The sequence below is a fragment of the Pseudomonas sp. GL-RE-29 genome, assembly GCF_019947275.1.
Lineage (GTDB): Bacteria > Pseudomonadota > Gammaproteobacteria > Pseudomonadales > Pseudomonadaceae > Aquipseudomonas > Aquipseudomonas fluorescens_A.
In genome coordinates, this window is sequence record NZ_JAGYGD010000010.1 from 92,857 (window position 1) to 109,604 (window position 16,748).

The 16,748-nt window shown below is 59.2% G+C and carries 13 protein-coding genes; 2 read left to right on the forward strand and 11 right to left on the reverse strand.

Annotated features, from left to right (window positions below):
• Positions 1 to 95: 95 nt before the first annotated feature.
• From lysS to KGB21_RS11010, 11 genes are all read right to left on the reverse strand, one after another.
• Positions 96 to 1,598, reverse strand: a complete 1,503-nt coding sequence (lysS, locus tag KGB21_RS10960) for a lysine--tRNA ligase (RefSeq protein WP_034150741.1) — start codon at positions 1,596 to 1,598, stop codon at positions 96 to 98.
• 108 nt (positions 1,599 to 1,706) lie between these two features.
• A protein-coding gene (prfB, locus tag KGB21_RS10965) for a peptide chain release factor 2 (RefSeq protein ID WP_223505114.1) occupies positions 1,707 to 2,802 on the reverse strand; the annotation gives its coding sequence in 2 pieces (ribosomal slippage) (positions 1,707 to 2,729 and positions 2,731 to 2,802; 1,095 coding nt in all).
• 216 nt (positions 2,803 to 3,018) lie between these two features.
• Positions 3,019 to 4,020 carry a PleD family two-component system response regulator gene (locus tag KGB21_RS10970; RefSeq protein WP_034150743.1) on the reverse strand — a complete coding sequence of 334 codons (1,002 nt, stop codon included), beginning with the start codon at positions 4,018 to 4,020 and terminating at the stop codon, positions 3,019 to 3,021.
• A gap of 45 nt (positions 4,021 to 4,065) precedes the next feature.
• Positions 4,066 to 5,076, reverse strand: a complete 1,011-nt coding sequence (locus KGB21_RS10975) for a chemotaxis response regulator protein-glutamate methylesterase (protein WP_223505115.1) — start codon at positions 5,074 to 5,076, stop codon at positions 4,066 to 4,068.
• Complete coding sequence (locus KGB21_RS10980) at positions 5,073 to 7,361, reverse strand: hybrid sensor histidine kinase/response regulator (protein ID WP_223505116.1); 2,289 nt, start codon at positions 7,359 to 7,361, stop codon at positions 5,073 to 5,075. The genes KGB21_RS10975 and KGB21_RS10980 overlap by 4 nt, the downstream gene beginning before the upstream one ends.
• Complete coding sequence (locus KGB21_RS10985) at positions 7,358 to 8,041, reverse strand: chemotaxis protein CheW (protein WP_223505117.1); 684 nt, start codon at positions 8,039 to 8,041, stop codon at positions 7,358 to 7,360. Before KGB21_RS10985 ends, KGB21_RS10980 begins: the two co-directional genes overlap by 4 nt.
• A complete protein-coding gene (locus tag KGB21_RS10990; protein ID WP_223505118.1) occupies positions 8,038 to 9,309 on the reverse strand; it encodes a CheR family methyltransferase in 1,272 nt (423 codons plus the stop codon). Before KGB21_RS10990 ends, KGB21_RS10985 begins: the two co-directional genes overlap by 4 nt.
• Positions 9,306 to 9,842, reverse strand: a complete 537-nt coding sequence (locus KGB21_RS10995) for a chemotaxis protein CheW (RefSeq protein WP_223505119.1) — start codon at positions 9,840 to 9,842, stop codon at positions 9,306 to 9,308. The genes KGB21_RS10990 and KGB21_RS10995 overlap by 4 nt, the downstream gene beginning before the upstream one ends.
• Positions 9,842 to 11,404, reverse strand: a complete 1,563-nt coding sequence (locus KGB21_RS11000) for a methyl-accepting chemotaxis protein (protein WP_411741360.1) — start codon at positions 11,402 to 11,404, stop codon at positions 9,842 to 9,844. The genes KGB21_RS10995 and KGB21_RS11000 overlap by 1 nt, the downstream gene beginning before the upstream one ends.
• 362 nt (positions 11,405 to 11,766) lie before the next feature.
• On the reverse strand, positions 11,767 to 12,732 hold the full coding sequence (locus KGB21_RS11005) for an acyltransferase family protein (protein WP_223505120.1): 966 nt from the start codon (positions 12,730 to 12,732) through the stop codon (positions 11,767 to 11,769).
• A gap of 433 nt (positions 12,733 to 13,165) precedes the next feature.
• Positions 13,166 to 13,888: a tellurite resistance TerB family protein gene (locus KGB21_RS11010; protein WP_034150750.1), complete on the reverse strand. Its 723-nt coding sequence runs from the start codon at positions 13,886 to 13,888 to the stop codon at positions 13,166 to 13,168.
• Between the two features lie 197 nt (positions 13,889 to 14,085).
• Here KGB21_RS11010 and KGB21_RS11015 point away from each other — a divergent pair, with 197 nt between their 5' ends.
• Both KGB21_RS11015 and KGB21_RS11020 read left to right on the forward strand, forming a co-directional pair.
• Entirely contained in the window at positions 14,086 to 15,000 is a 915-nt protein-coding gene (locus tag KGB21_RS11015) for a LysR family transcriptional regulator (protein WP_223505121.1), read from the forward strand.
• 145 nt (positions 15,001 to 15,145) lie between these two features.
• Positions 15,146 to 16,603 (forward strand): gamma-aminobutyraldehyde dehydrogenase, encoded by a 1,458-nt coding sequence (locus KGB21_RS11020; RefSeq protein WP_223505122.1) that lies wholly within the window; start codon positions 15,146 to 15,148, stop codon positions 16,601 to 16,603.
• Positions 16,604 to 16,748: the final 145 nt, after the last annotated feature.

Here is a 16,748-nt window from a genome sequence, read left to right on the forward strand (position 1 = left end):
ATTCCTCTCATACTTCAAAGTAACCATTTGATACGTTTGTACCAGACAGGCAATAAAAAGCCGCCCATTTCAGGCGGCTTTTTTATTTAAAACACTTACGCTTGCGGCCGCATGTGCGGGAACAGGATCACGTCGCGGATCGACGGTGAGTTGGTCAGCAACATCACCAGACGGTCGATGCCGATACCTTCACCCGCCGTTGGCGGCATGCCGTACTCCAACGCGCGCACGAAGTCGGCGTCGTAGTGCATGGCTTCGTCGTCGCCAGCGTCCTTGTCGGCCACCTGCGCCATAAAGCGCTCGGCCTGGTCTTCCGCGTCGTTCAACTCGGAGTAGGCGTTGGCGATTTCACGACCACCGATGAACAGCTCGAAACGGTCGGTGACGTTCGGGTTGTCGTCGTTACGACGGGCCAGCGGCGACACTTCGAACGGGTACTGGGTAATGAAGTGCGGTTGTTCCAGCTTGTGCTCGACCAGCTCTTCGAAAATCATCACTTGCAGCTTGCCCAGGCCTTCGAAGCCCAGCACCTTGGCGCCGGCTTTCTTGGCGATGGCACGAGCCTTGTCGATGTCGTTCAGGTCATCGGCAGTCAACTCAGGGTTGTACTTGAGGATCGAGTCGAACACCGACAGACGCACAAACGGCTCGCCGAAGTGGAACACCTTGTCGCCGTACGGCACGTCGGTGCTGCCCAGAACCAGCTGCGCCAGTTCGCGGAACAGTTCTTCGGTCAGGTCCATGTTGTCTTCGTAGTCGGCGTAGGCCTGGTAGAACTCCAGCATGGTGAATTCAGGGTTGTGACGAGTCGAAACGCCTTCGTTACGGAAGTTGCGGTTGATCTCGAACACTTTCTCGAAGCCGCCGACAACAAGGCGCTTGAGGTACAGCTCAGGCGCGATACGCAGGAACATTTCCATGTCCAGCGCGTTGTGGTGGGTTTCGAACGGCTTGGCTGCCGCGCCGCCCGGAATGGTTTGCAGCATCGGCGTTTCCACTTCCAGGAAGTCACGCTTCATCAGGAAGCTGCGGATGTGGGCGATGACTTGCGAACGCACGCGGAAGGTCTGGCGCACGTCTTCGTTGACGATCAGGTCGACGTAGCGCTGGCGATAGCGCTGTTCGGTGTCAGTCAGGCCGTGGTGCTTGTCCGGCAGCGGGCGCAGGGATTTGGTCAGCAGGCGCACGTTGGTCATTTCAACGTACAGGTCGCCCTTGCCGGAACGGGCCAGGGTGCCTTCGGCGGCAATGATGTCGCCCATGTCCCAGGTTTTCACCGCGGCCAGGGTTTCTTCGGACAGGGTCTTGCGGTTGACGTAGACCTGGATGCGACCGGTCATGTCCTGGATCACCATGAACGAGCCACGGTTGAGCATGATGCGACCGGCAACCTTGACCGGGATTGCAGCCTCTGCCAGCTCTTCCTTGGTCTTGTCCGCGTACTGTTTCTGCAGTTGATCGCAGTAGTTTTCGCGGCGGAAGTCGTTCGGGAAGGCATTGCCCTTGGCGCGCTCGGCAGCAAGCTTTTCCTTGCGCAGGGCGATCAGGGAGTTTTCTTCCTGTTGCAGGGCTTGCGGGTCGAGTTCTAGGTCGCTCATGTCTTTAAATATTCCATCACAGGTTCGTTGCCCCCGGGCCTGCGGCCTGGGGATCGCCAGCAAGCCGGCTCCTACAACGGGATCGTGGGCGATCCCGTATTGCGTTGCTTACAGCCCGGATTTCAGGCTGGCTTCCAGGTATTCGTCGATGTCGCCATCGAGCACCTTGTCGCAGTCGCTGCGTTCGATGTTAGTGCGCAGATCCTTGATTCGCGAGGCATCCAGCACATATGAACGAATCTGGTGACCCCAGCCGATATCGGACTTGGTGTCCTCCAGGGCCTGGGAGGCCGCGTTGCGCTTCTGCATTTCCTGCTCGTACAACCTGGCCCGCAGCATTTTCATGGCGGTGTCCTTGTTGGCGTGCTGGGAACGTTCGTTCTGGCAGCTGACCACGGTGTTGGTCGGTACGTGGGTGATACGTACGGCCGAGTCGGTGGTGTTTACGTGCTGACCACCGGCACCGGAGGAACGATAGGTGTCGATCCGCAGGTCTGCCGGGTTGATTTCGATTTCCACCTTGTCATCGATCTCTGGCGAGACGAACACCGCGGAGAACGAGGTGTGGCGACGGTTGCCGGAGTCGAACGGGCTCTTGCGCACCAGACGGTGCACGCCGATCTCGGTCCGCAGCCAGCCAAAGGCGTATTCGCCCTTGATGTGCACGGTGGCGCCCTTGATCCCGGCGACTTCACCGGCGGACAGCTCCATGATGGTCGCGTCGAAACCGCGTTTGTCAGCCCAACGCAGGTACATGCGCAACAGGATGTTGGCCCAGTCCTGGGCTTCGGTGCCGCCGGAACCGGCCTGGATGTCCAGGTACGCGTTGTTCGGGTCCATTTCGTGGCTGAACATGCGACGGAATTCAAGCTTGGCGAGGTTTTCCTCGAGACGGGCCAGTTCGGCGACGACATCGTCGACTGCGCCTTCGTCGTTTTCTTCGACGGCCATGTCCAGCAGGTCGCGGCAATCGGCCAGACCGGTGGTCAGTTCGTCCAGGGTTTCGACGATCTGCGCCAGCGCAGAGCGCTCGCGGCCCAGCTCCTGGGCGTACTCAGGTTTGTTCCAGACACTCGGATCTTCAAGCTCGCGATTGACCTCGGTCAGACGCTCATGCTTTTGATCGTAGTCAAAGATACCCCCGAATGGTTTCGGAGCGCTCGGACAGGTCCTTGATGGTGTTAAGGATCGGGTTGATTTCCATGGTGGGCAGCACTCGTTGGCGAACTTTTGAAAGCCGGCGAGTATAACGTAATCAGACTGTCACGGCAGCCCGCCTGGCGGCTTTAGCGGCGAATGGTTTGGGGGATCGAGGCAACCATTTGTAGGAGCTGCCGAAGGCTGCGATCTTTTGATGTTGTTTTTCAAGATCAAAAGATCGCAGCCTGCGGCAGCTCCTACAGGGGGGGTGTTCGCCAAATCAGGCGATGCCCACCTGATTACGCCCATTGTGCTTCGCCAGGTACAGCCCTTTGTCCGCCGCCGAGATCAATTCGCGGCAGTTGCTGCCGGGTGTCGGGGTGATGGTCGACAGGCCGATGCTGATGGTGAGGCTTGACCCTTCGGTCGGGGAAATGTGGGGGATCTTCAGCGCCGCCACGGTCATGCGCAGTTTTTCCGCCACCAGCCGCGCACCACCTAGTGAAGTATTAGGCAATACCAGGGCAAACTCTTCGCCGCCGTAACGGGCCGGGAGGTCCGACGGTCGGGCGCTGGCTTCGCGGATCGCCGCGGCGACCTGACGCAGGGCTTCGTCGCCCTCCAGGTGACCGAAGGTGTCGTTGTAGGTCTTGAAGTAATCGACGTCGATCATCAACAACGACAACTGGCTCTGCTCACGCAGCGAGCGGCGCCACTCAAGCTCCAGGTATTCATCAAAATGCCGGCGGTTCGACAGCCCGGTCAGGCCGTCGGAGTTCATCAGGCGTTGCAGCACCAGGTTGGTATCGAGCAATTGCTGCTGGCTGACGCGCAAGGCGCGGTACGCCGCGTCTCGTTGCAGCAAGGTCATGTAGGAGCGCGAGTGATAGCGAATGCGCGCCACCAGCTCGATGTTGTCCGGCAGTTTGACCAGATAATCGTTGGCCCCGGCCGCGAACGCCGCGCTTTTGATCAGCGGGTCTTCCTTGGTCGACAGGACGATGATCGGAATGTCTTTGGTCGCCGGATGATTGCGGTATTCGCGCACCAGGCTCAGGCCGTCAAGGCCGGGCATGACCAGATCCTGCAGGATCACCGTCGGCTTGATACGAACCGCCTGGGCTATGGCCTGATGCGGGTCGGCGCAGAAATGGAAGTCGATGTTTTCTTCGTTCGACAGCCCGCGTCGCACTGCCTCGCCGATCATTGCCTGATCGTCCACCAGCAACACCATGGCGGCGTTTTCGTCAGTCTTGAAGTCGTCGAGCTGTAAATCATTCATGTGCGATCACCTGATTACTACTTGAGCCAGGATTGCCAAGGGTGGTCATTTGGGAAAAATCTCCAGCAATCGTGACGCTATCTTTTCCAGCGGGCGTACTTCCACGGCGGCGTCGATGGCCGCAGCCGCCTTCGGCATGCCATACACCGCACTGCTTTGTTGGTCCTGCGCGATGGTCAGGTAACCCTGTTGGCGCATGAGTTTAAGCCCTTGCGCACCATCTCGCCCCATGCCCGTAAGCAAAACGCCTACCGCATCACCGTTCCAGTAATTGGCCACGCTCTCGAAAAACACATCGATCGAGGGCCGATAGATCTCGTTGACCGGTTCGGCGGTGTAGGCCAGCGTGCCGTTTTTCAACAAACGAATATGGTGGTTGGTGCCGGCCAGCAACACGGTTCCGCTTTGCGGCGTTTCGCCTTCCTGGGCCAGGCGCACATTGAGCCCGCTGGCGCTGCCGAGCCATTCGGCCATGCCGGCGGCGAACACTTGGTCAACGTGCTGCACCAGAACGATGGCCGGAGAAAAATCGCGCGGCAGCCCTTTAAGCAGGACTTCCAGCGCTGCCGGTCCGCCAGCGGATGAACCAATGGCGATCAGACCCTGACGCGAGCCCGAACTACGTGCCGGACCGGGGGCCGACCGCTCCCGATGACCTTTATCGCCAATCAACCAGCCGATATTCATGATCTTGCGCAGCAACGGCGCCGCCGCCTCCTGGGCGTTGCCGGCACCGAGGGTCGGGGTATCGACCACGTCCAGGGCGCCATGGCCCATGGCTTCGAACACCCGGTGCACGTTCTGTTGGCGATCCACGGTGACGATGACGATGGCGCAGGGCGTTTGCGCCATGATCCGCCGGGTGGCCTCCACGCCGTCCATCACCGGCATGATCAGATCCATCAGAATCAGGTCCGGCGTCTGTTCGGCGCACTTTTGCACCGCTTCCTCGCCATTGCTGGCAACCCAGACCACCTGATGCGCCGGCTCGAAAGCCAGCGCCCGGCGCAGAGCCTCCACCGCCATGGGCATGTCGTTGACGATTGCGATCTTCATGCCCGCGCTCCTCCTATGAGCTCAACCACTGCATCGAGCAGGGCATCATCATGAAAACTGGCCTTGGCTAGATAATAGTCGGCTCCGGCATCCAGTCCACGACGGCGATCCTCTTCACGATCCTTGTACGACACCACCATCACCGGCAGCGATTGCAGACGGCTATCCCGGCGCAACAACGACACCAGTTCGATGCCGTCCATGCGTGGCATGTCGATGTCGGTGATCAGCAGGTCGAAATCCTCAGAGCGCAGGGCATTCCAGCCATCCATGCCGTCGACCGCCACGGCCACGTCATAGCCGCGATTGAGCAACAACTTGCGTTGCAGTTCGCGCACGGTGAGGGAGTCATCGACCACCAGAACCCGCTTGCGCGCCGCTTCGACGGCCTGGTTACCGTGCCGGGCAATGCGCTCCAGACGCCCGGTATTGAGCAGTTTGTCCACCGAACGCAGCATGTCTTCGACGTCGACGATCAACACCACCGAACCGTCGTCGAGCAAGGCGCCGGCGGAAATGTCCTGGACCTTGCCCAGACGTTCATCCAGCGGTAACACCACCAGCGTCCGCTCACCGATAAAACGCTCCACCGCCACGCCGTAAACCGCATCGCGCTCGCGGATCACCACGACCTTCAGGGTTTGCTGGCTGCCCTGACTCGCCGGACGCTGCAACAACTGACTGGCCGCGACCAGCCCGACATGCCGGCCCTCGTGCCAGAAATGCTGGCGGCCCTCGACCTGAACGATGTCCGCCGGCTCCAGATCGCACATGCGCTCGATGTGGGCCAGCGGAAAGGCATAGGCTTCGTCGCCTACTTCCACCACCAGACTGCGCACCACCGACAGGGTCAGCGGCACTTCCAGATGGAAGCGACTGCCCTCGCCCGCCGTCTGCTCCAGCACCACTGCGCCACGTAACTGGCGGACCATGTGCTGCACCGCATCGAGGCCGACGCCACGACCGGAAACTTCAGTGACCGTGTCGCGCAAACTGAAACCGGGCAGGAACAGGAACGTCAACAGCTCCTCTTCACTCAATTGCGCAGCAGTTTCGGCCGGGGACAACTGGCGTTCGACGATGCTGCGGCGGACCTTTTCCAGATCGACGCCGCTGCCGTCATCGCTCAGTTGCAGCACCAGCAAACCGGCCTGATGGGAGGCGCGCAGGCGAATCAGGCCTTCCGCCGGTTTGCCGGCCAACAAGCGTTGTTCCGGAGTTTCGATGCCGTGATCGACGGCGTTGCGCAGCAGATGCGTCAGCGGCGCTTCGAGCTTTTCCAGCACGTCGCGATCGACCTGGGTCTTCTCACCCTCGATCTCCAGGCGCACTTGCTTGCCGAGACTGCGGCCAAGGTCGCGGACCATGCGCACCTGGCCCGTCAAGACATCGGCGAACGGCCGCATGCGGCAAGCCAGGGCGGTGTCGTACAACACCTGCGCGCGCTGACCGGCCTGCCAGGCGAATTCATCCAGTTCGGCGTTTTTTTCCACCAGCAATTGCTGGGATTCCGCCAGCAGACGACGCGCATCTTCTAGGGCTTCCTGGGCTTCGAGGCTCAGGGTGTGATCCTTGAGATGGACGTTGAGATTTTCCAGCGCGCGCAGGCTGTTGTTCTGGATGCGCTTGAGCCGTTGCATGGTCGCCAGGTGCGGTTTGAGCCGCAGGGTTTCCACCAGGGATTTGCTCGACAAATCGAGCAGGCTGTTCAGGCGCTCGGCGGTGACCCGCAATACACGCTCGCCATTTTCGGTGGTGCGCTTGGTCTGCTTCGGAGACGCCGATAGCGGTTCAGTGACAGGGGCTGGTTCTTCAATAACGGGCGCGGCTGGTGCTTCGAGTTGTAGCTCTGCCATCACCGGCGCGGCCGGTGTCATGTTGGGTATGGCAGCGGCCATCGGATCGAGCAAACGCCCCATCAATGTCACATAGGCTTCGATTTCCGCAGACCCCGGCGCGCTGTTCGGTGTGGCGATGCGCATCAGCAGATCGGTGCCTTGCAGCAGCGCATCGATGTGTTCCGGGCGCAGGTAAAGCCGCCCTTCCTGAGCGCTGACAAGGCAATCTTCCATGACATGGGCGACGCTGACACCGGCATCGACGCCAACGATTCGCGCCGCACCTTTGAGCGAATGCGCCGCGCGCATGCACGATTCAAGTTGATCGGCCTGGGTCGGATTACGTTCCAGCGCCAACAGACCGGCGCTCAGCACCTGGGTCTGAGCCTCGGCTTCCAGGCTGAACAGCTCCAGCAAAGAGGCGTCGCGCATCTGCTCGGGGGTCATGTGAGGCTCCGGGTCACGGCGGACAACAGCTGTTCTTCATCCAGCCAACGCAGGCTACGACCTTTGAATTGCAGCACGCCACGGGTGTATTTGGCATTGGCCTGCGGGCCGGAGCGAGACGCCGCTTCGAGGATGCGCTCGTCGATGGCGTGGATGCCGTCCACTTCATCCACCGGCACCACCACCGGCCCACCGTGGGCGGCGATGATCAGCATGCGCGGCATGACCCGCGCGCCCGAGGCCACGCTGCTGACGCCATCCAGTCCCAGCAATTCAACCAAAGACAGGCACGCGACCAGCGCTCCACGCACATTCGCCACACCGAGCAACGCCCGGGAACGTTGATGCGGCAATGAGTGAATGGCTTGCAACGGCGCCACTTCCACCAGACTGCGAGTGGCCAGACCCAGCCACTCTTCGCCGAGGCGAAACATCAGCAGCGAGCGGGTTTTAACCTCGACCTCGACCGCAGTGGAGACTTGCGCGCGATCCTCCTGCTGTAACGCGTAACGATCCAGCAGACGCGTGGCGGCCGCCGAGTACACCGCGCAATTGCGGCAATGAATGTGTTCGGTCAGCAGCGGGCAGGATTTGTCGCCGTGAATACCGATGCGGTTCCAGCAGTCGTCGATGGCCTGGGCATCTTCACGGGTGACGCTAAAGGTGTCGGAGGCGATCATCGTTTACGCTCACTGTCAGCGGCGCGCTCGCTGCGGGCGGCGCGGTCCTGCAATCGTCTGGCACCGACCGTGTCGCCCTGGGATTGCAGCAAGGCGGCCAGGTGCATCAACGCGTCGGAATGTTGCGGTTCGAGGTACAACGCCTTGCGATAAAACCCCTGGGCTTCGAGGAGGCTGCCGGCGACATCGCTGAGCAGTCCCAGCCAGTAAAACACCTGGGCGACCGGTTCGTGGTGGCGCAAATAGCTTTCGCAGGCGGCGCGGGCTTCGGCGCTTTTGCCCTCGTTGGCGAGCGCGGCGATGTTTGCCAGCAGCGCGGCGGCGTCGGATATGTTCGGTTTAGCCGAGTGCGATGTCTGCACAACGCTGGCGAACGGGCGCCGTTGAGTCGGTACTGGTGCGATCTTGCGCACGGGTTGTGGCGCTGGCAATGGTGTGGGAACGAATGCCGGCAGAGGTTCGGGCTCTGGCGCGCTTTGGCGACTGAAGGCAAAGGATTGCGCGATGCCAATCGAGCGCATGCCCAAACGCCCCAGCAAACTGCCCTCGGCCGGACCGATAAACAACACGCCATCGACATGGGTCAGGCGCTTGAGCACCTCGAACACCTGTTTTTGCGTCGGCAGGTCGAAATAAATCAGCAGGTTGCGGCAGAACACGAAGTCATAGGCGGGCTCGTTGGCCAGCAATGTCGGATCGAGCAGGTTACCGACCTGCAGGCGCACTTGCTCCTGGACCCGGCCGCTGAGTCGATAAGCCTCATGTTCGGCGATGAAATGCCGGTCACGAAAGCTCAGGTCCTGGCCGCGAAAGGAGTTCTTGCCGTACAACGCACGGCGGGCCTTTTCCACTGACAGCGGGCTGACGTCCATGCCTTCGACCTTGAACTGATGTGGCTTGAACCCGGCATCCAGCAGCGCCATGGCAATCGAGTACGGCTCTTCACCGGTGGAACACGGCAAACTGAGGATTCGCAGGGCGCGCATATTGTTGATGTCGGCCAGGCGTTTACTCGCCAGCTTTGCCAAGGTGACGAAGGATTCCGGGTAACGGAAAAACCAGGTTTCCGGGACGATCACCGCTTCGATCAGCGCTTGTTGCTCGTCGCTGGAACCCTGCAAGGTGCGCCAGTATTCGTCGGCCGTCTGCGCATTCGACGCGGCACTGCGCTGGCGCACCGCCCGCTCGATGATCGCCGGGCCTACCGAGGTCACGTCGAGGCCGATGCGCTCCTTGAGAAAATCGAAAAACCGCTGATCGCTGTTCATCGCTGCTCCTCAAGCAATGCCAGGTCCAGCGGCGGAGTTGGAAACAACAGTGCGCGAACTCGCTCATCCAGCAGATCGGCGACCCGCACCCATTGCAGCAAGCCCTGGGCATCTTCACGAACAGGCCCGAGGTATGGCGCCTGACGATTGTCCAAGCCATAGGGCTTAAAATCCATCGGATTGCAGCGCAAGGTGTCGGTGGCCTGCTCCAGAATCAACCCGAGCAATTTCACGTCTGCGCTTTCCTCCGCACGGTAATGGACGAGTACCAACCGAGTGCTGGTACGCGCTTGCGCAGGCGTACCAAAGGTCAACGCGCACAGGTCGATCACTGGCACCACCGCACCGCGATAGGCGAAAACCCCGGCGACCCAATCGGGCGCGTGGGGAATCGGCTTCAGGGGCACACGCGGCAGCACTTCCGCGACTTCGATGGCCTGCAAGGCATAACGCTCGCTGCCGATGCGGAACACCAGAAACAACGCGTGCAACGCCTGCTTCACCGCAGTGCGTTTGGCCGTGAGTTCGCTCATCAGACTTTGAATCGCGAAACGCCACTGCGCAGCCCGACGGCCACCTGGCTTAGCTCGTCGATGGCGAAACTGGCCTGGCGCAGGGATTCCACGGTCTGGCTGCTGGCATCGCCCAATTGCACCAGCGCGTGGTTGATCTGTTCGGCGCCGGTGGCCTGGGCCTGCATGCCTTCATTGACCATCAATACCCGCGGCGCCAGCGCCTGAACCTGATGGATGATTTGCGACAACTGCTCGCCGACCTGCTGCACTTCGGACATGCCGCGGCGCACTTCTTCGGAAAACTTGTCCATGCCCATCACACCGGCAGACACCGCCGACTGAATCTCGCGCACCATCTGCTCGATGTCGTAGGTGGCGACGGCAGTCTGGTCCGCCAGGCGTCGTACTTCGGTGGCGACCACGGCAAAACCGCGACCGTATTCCCCGGCCTTCTCGGCTTCAATCGCGGCATTGAGAGACAGCAGGTTGGTCTGGTCGGCGACTTTGACGATGGTCACCACCACCTGATTGATGTTGCCAGCCTTCTCGTTGAGGATCGCCAGTTTGGCATTGACCAGATCGGCCGCGCCCATCACCGAATGCATGGTTTCTTCCATGCGCGCCAGGCCCTGCTGACCAGAACCGGCAGCCACCGAGGCCTGATCGGCAGCCGTAGAGACTTCGGTCATGGTGCGCACCAGGTCACGGGATGTTGCGGCGATTTCTCGGGACGTCGCGCCGATTTCCGTAGTGGTGGCGGCGGTTTCGGTGGCGGTGGCTTGCTGTTGCTTAGAGGTCGCGGCGATCTCGGTGACCGATGTGGTGACCTGCACCGAGGAGCGCTGGGCTTGAGACACCAAGGATGTCAGCTCAGCCATCATGTCGTTGAAGCCGGTTTCCACGGCGCCGAACTCGTCCTTGCGTTCCAGGTTCAGGCGACGGCTGAGGTCGCCTGTACGCATGACTTCGAGGATGTGCACGATGCGATTCATCGGCGCCATGATCGCGCGCATCAGCAGCAGGCCGCAGAGGCCGGCGGCGAGTACGGCAAATATCAGGGAAATGCCCATGATGACTTTGGCGGTGACGACGGCGTCATCGATGGCGGCTACTGCCGCGTCGGCCACTGATTTGTTGTGAACCAGGATGTCGTTGATCTTCTTGCGGCCTTCGGTCCAGGTCGGCGTCAGTTGTTCGTTGAACATCTTGATCGCTTCGACTTCCTGGTTGCGTTTATGCAAGTCGATAACTGTCGCCAGAATCCGGTCGTATTCTTTGTGGATTTCGTCGAAGGCTGAGTATTCGACCTTATCCTCGTCCGTCGTGATGGTCTCGCGGTAATGACCGATCTGCTCTTGCAGGCGAGCGGCATAGGCCTTGAAGTTGTTCTCGTCCTCGGCGCTGAAACCCTGCCCTTCTTTCAGGCCGAGCATTTCCTGGATTCGTAGATAGCTGTCGGACCACGCGCCGCGAATCATCGAGCTGTAATAAACGCCTGGGAGCGCGTCGTCGCGCATGCTGGCTTCGCTGGTTTCGATCTTCAACAGCCGGGAATACGAGACGACCACCATCAACAGCATGATGGCGATGATTACCGCAAAGCTCGCCAAAATGCGTTGGCGCAACGTCCAGTTCTTCACAGTCAATCCTCGGGCTTGTTTCGAAATGCGGGGAGTATAGCCGAGGGCGGTGTTTCATTTATAAGACACAGAGCACTACTTTTCCTTTGCGCAAAAAAAACCCAGACCCCGCTGTGGCACCGTGTTTTTGCCCAATGGATCAAAGTCGCTTGTGAAGCTGCGGCAGCCGTCCTCCATCAGAAACGGAGGCCTCCGCGTCGGCGGGCTCTTGTCTCAGTTCCAACTCATTCTCGAAACCGGCCTGAAGTCGTAGATTGAGTCTCCGCCCAAGACTTACACAGGGTTTCTCTATCAATGAATAACTAATACTCGATAGCGTAAGCGTCGCCAGGATGTAAATCAAAAAAAACGCCAACGTTAAACTCTGCACTCAAGTCCACCCAATGCGCAGCCCATTCCAGAAAGAAGGGATGTATCAAATAAGTCGAGTAACTAATAGCACCCAAATAGCTCAGAATTTTTATTGATAGTCGAAAGTACAGTGTCATAACAACACCAAACATCATGCCTATCGCATAGCTAACAAAATAGGCATAAGGATTCTCGTTGTACCCGTAATTATTACTGTAAGAGAGCAAACAGATAAGCGGCAGAAAAACAACGAACAACGCCATCCAAATATAAATATACCGACGAACTTCTTTGCTCGCATATCCCAAACTGGCCTCTCGCCAGAAACTGCCGAAAAACATGATTGACATACACAACGGCACTGCCACGGGGATTTTTTTTGCCAAATAATATCTTGCCACTGAAAATATTAAGGCTAAAACCAGCAACCCGACAGCTGCTTTAAACCGCACAGAAGCTCGACTGAGCAAACCAAAACCAAAAAGCCCCGAGCACAAAATGTAAAAGAACATCTCTATAATCAGGGTCCAATAGACCCCAAACAAATCCGGAGCTCTGAATACCGCCTGAAACATCGTTAGATTAGCAGCGAGCACTTTAAGCGATACACCCGTCGATAAAAACCAATACGAACTTATAACCGCCAATGCAATAGAAAACCAGTAGGCCGGATACAGCCTGAAAAATCGAGAGATTGCAAAAGCGGCTAGTGCATGTTTTCCCTCTTTCAGGCTATACGGTATTACCATCCCGCTTAGCAAAAAGAACAACACAACACCTATTTGCCCAAGGTTCACGAAGGTAAAGAAAACATTATCCTTGAGTGGCGTTCTTTCGATGAAGTGTGCCAAAACGACCATCATCGCTGCGATGCCTCTCAGGACATCCAGATGCGCCAGCCGGCCTTGTGAAGTCATGCGGCAAGTCCTGAGTAGATACATGCGAAGGGTAACGTTTTCAATGGGCTCAAGCCCCAATGATCATCGACGATGACCGGGCTCCGCTGTTTCTCTATCAGGAAACAACCCATCGTTGAGAGGACGAGCGTAGTACTAATCGGACTGCCTGCAAGTTTTCTCTCCAATGGATAATTACTCCGCGAACTGAGTTGGCAAATTTTATTATTCTGATGAACCCAAAAAATCGCAGAAAGTTTACCTGAGGATTTATCCCTCGGTCTCAGGTTTCTAGGACGTAGCGCGAGACACCAGTCGCTGACCGGCTCGCAATGAATATCAGGCCCCGAACCGGGCACGACTACTCAGGGATGCAAACCCTGAGTAGCCAACGAGCATCACACTCGCGAAGGTCAATGACTTGTCGCCATTGACACCGTGATGATATGAAAAATTACAGGAAAGTTTGTCGCACCTGCTTCTCCAACTCTGCCTTCAGCCCCGGCTCAAGTTTGAGCTGCCGCGCCAGTTCATCAAGGTAGGACTTCTCCATAAAGCTCTCCTCGTCCACCAGCATCACACTGGCGATGTACATCTCCGCAGCCATTTCCGGCGTGGTGGCAGCACGGGCGACGTCGCTTGGGTCCAGCGGTTTGTTGAGTTCGGCATGCAGCCAGTGTTGCAACTCCTGATCATTGTCGAGCTTGGTGAACTCACCTTCGATCAGCTCGCGTTCGCGTTCGTCTATATGACCATCAGCCTTGGCCGCAGCCACCAACGCCTTGAGAATCGCCTGGCTGTGTTGCTCGACTTGCGCCGCAGGCAAGCGATCGAGGGTTTGCGGCTCAGTCCTCGGCGCCGTGCCCTGCTGGGCTTGCCAATTGCCGTAGGCCTTGTAGGCCAGCACACCCAACGCGGCGAGGCCGCCATAGACCGCGACTTTGCCGCCGACCGAGCGCGCCTTCTTGCTGCCCAGCAACAGGCCCATGGCACCGGCCGCCAATGCACCGCCGCTCGCGCCAGAGAGCAAACCGCCAAGGCCTCCCGAGCCACCGCTACCGCCGAGCAATCCGCCCAATCCTGCGCCGGAGGATTTGTTCTGCGACCCGCCCGCCTTGTTCTGCAACATGTCCTGGCCAGACTTGAGTAGCTGATCGAGCAATCCACGGGTGTTCATTTTCCGCCTCCACAAAAAGGGTTCAATCGGACCATAAGGCCTCCAGCCTAGATCGAAAGTGCCCAAGGCCTGCCGACGAGAGTGCTTCCAGATGTTGCTCCTGCTTTTACTTAAAGCTTGAAGCTCACAGCCTCCTTCTAAAATTCCGATATACACTCGAACCAATCGATAAAAACCGCCCACCGGATACGCTTCCCATGATGACCTTGCGTCAGATCCGTCATTTCATCGCCGTGGCCGAGACCGGCTCAATCTCCGCCGCCGCACAAACCGCTTTCATTTCCCAATCCACTCTGACATTGGCGATCCAGCAGCTTGAAGAGGAAATCGGTGTCAGCCTGTTCAGCCGCCATGCCAAGGGCATGACCCTGACCCATCAGGGCCATCAATTTTTGCGCCAGGCTCACCTGATCCTGGCCACCGTGGACAATGCCAAACGCAGCCTGCAACAGAGCACCGATCAGGTCGCCGGGCAGTTGATTATCGGGGTGACCAGCCTGGTAGCCGGTTACTACCTGGCGGATTTGCTCACACGTTTCCAGCGCGCCTACCCCAACGTCGAAATCCGCGTGATGGAGGATGAGCGCCCGTACATCGAGCATCTACTGGTCAGTGGCGAAATCGATGTCGGTGTGCTGATCCTCTCCAACCTCGAAGACCGTCACGCCTTGCAGACCGAAGTGCTGACCCACTCGCCCCACCGGCTGTGGCTTCCGGCGCAACATCCGTTGCTGGAACACGACAGCATCAACCTCGCCGACGTAGCCCGCGAGCCGCTGATTCAACTAAACGTCGATGAAATGGATCGCAATGCCCAGCGCCTGTGGACCGGCGCGGGTTTGCAACCGCGCATTACCTTGCGCACCGCCTCGACCGAAGCCGTGCGAAGCCTGGTGGCCGCCGGACTGGGCGTGTCGATCCAACCGGATATGACCTATCGCCCATGGTCACTGGAGGGCGACATCATCGAAGCCCGACCGATTGCCGACTTGAGCCAGACCCTCGACGTCGGCCTGGCATGGCGCCGTGGCACCGCGCGGCCGGCGCTGGTGGATCCGTTTTTGACCGTTGCCCGGGAACAACCCCATGGCGGGCGCAAGCCATCTATTTAATCGAACGCCACCTTCAGTATTTAGAATTTGTCGACCTCGGGTCCGCGCACTAGTCTTGTTGCATCTATATAAGACGCGGGCCCCAGTCACAGGGAGTGCCGCTATGTCGTTACAAGACGCCACACAAAAAAAGAGAATCCGAAAAATGGCTGGCGCGCAGACCCCGTTGTTCACCGCGTTGTTGATCGATGGAGAATTGGTCGCCGGTCAGGGTTTTGTCGAACCGATCCTCAACCCGGCTACGGGCGAAATCCTGACGCAGATCGCCGAAGCCAGCACCGAGCAAGTCGAAGCCGCCATCCTTGCCGCCCACCGCGCCTTCGCCGGTTGGTCACGGACCACGCCACAGCAACGCTCGAACCTGCTGCTGGACATCGCCAACGCCATCGAAAAAAACGCCGATCATCTCGCCCGCCTCGAAGCACTCAACTGCGGCAAGCCGTTGCACCTGGCCCGCCAGGACGATTTGACCGCCACCGTTGACGTGTTCCGCTTCTTCGCTGGCGCCGTGCGCTGCCAGACCGGCCAGCTCAGCGGCGAATACCTGCCGGGCTACACCAGCATGGTCCGCCGCGACCCGATTGGCGTGGTGGCATCGATTGCGCCGTGGAACTACCCGATCATGATGGCCGCGTGGAAAATCGCCCCGGCCCTGGCTGCTGGCAACACCCTGGTATTCAAGCCTTCCGAGCACACACCGTTGTCGATTCTGGCCCTCGCGCCAGCGCTCGCCGAAATCCTGCCACGTGGCGTGATCAACATCATCTGTGGTGGCGGTGAAGGCGTCGGCAGTCATCTGGTCAGCCACCCAAAAGTGCGGATGGTGTCGTTGACCGGCGATATCGTCACCGGGCAGAAAATCCTCCAGGCCGCCGCGAAAACCCTCAAGCGCACTCACCTCGAACTCGGCGGCAAGGCCCCGGTGATCGTGTGCAACGACGCGGACATTCAAGCGGTGGTCGAAGGCGTGCGCACCTACGGCTATTACAACGCCGGCCAGGATTGCACCGCCGCGTGCCGGGTTTATGCACAAGCCGGGATTCACGATCGTCTGGTGGCCGAACTCGGCGCGGCGGTCAGCAGTTTGCGTTTCGCTGGCAAGCGCGATGCGGACAACGAAATCGGGCCACTGATCAGCACCCGCCAACGCGACCGCGTGGCCAGTTTTGTCGAGCGCGCCCTCGGCCAGCCGCACATCGAACGAGTGACCGGCGCAGCGGTGCATTCCGGTGCCGGTTTCTATTACCAGCCGACCCTGCTGGCCGGTTGCAAACAGAACGATGAAATCGTCCAGCGCGAAGTGTTCGGGCCGGTCGTCACCGTGACCCGTTTCAATGAACTCGAACAAGCGGTGGACTGGGCCAACGATTCGGAATACGGCCTGGCGTCTTCGGTGTGGACTCAAAATCTCGACAAGGCGATGCAGGTCGCCGCGCGGTTGCAGTACGGCTGCACCTGGATCAACAGCCATTTCATGCTGGTCAGCGAAATGCCCCACGGCGGCCTCAAGCGTTCGGGCTATGGCAAGGACCTGTCCAGCGATTCGCTTCAGGATTACAGCGTGGTGCGGCACATCATGGCGCGCCACGGACAGCATTTATAAAAGAGCACTACGCTAACAATTAGCCGTAAAGGCATTGAAGTTGAAACGTTAGAACACCGCGCCCCTTGTAGGCGCTGGCTTGCCGGCGAAGACGTCAGCAATGACAACGCAAGGCTTGAAGGCCTCTTCGCCAGCAAGCCGGTTC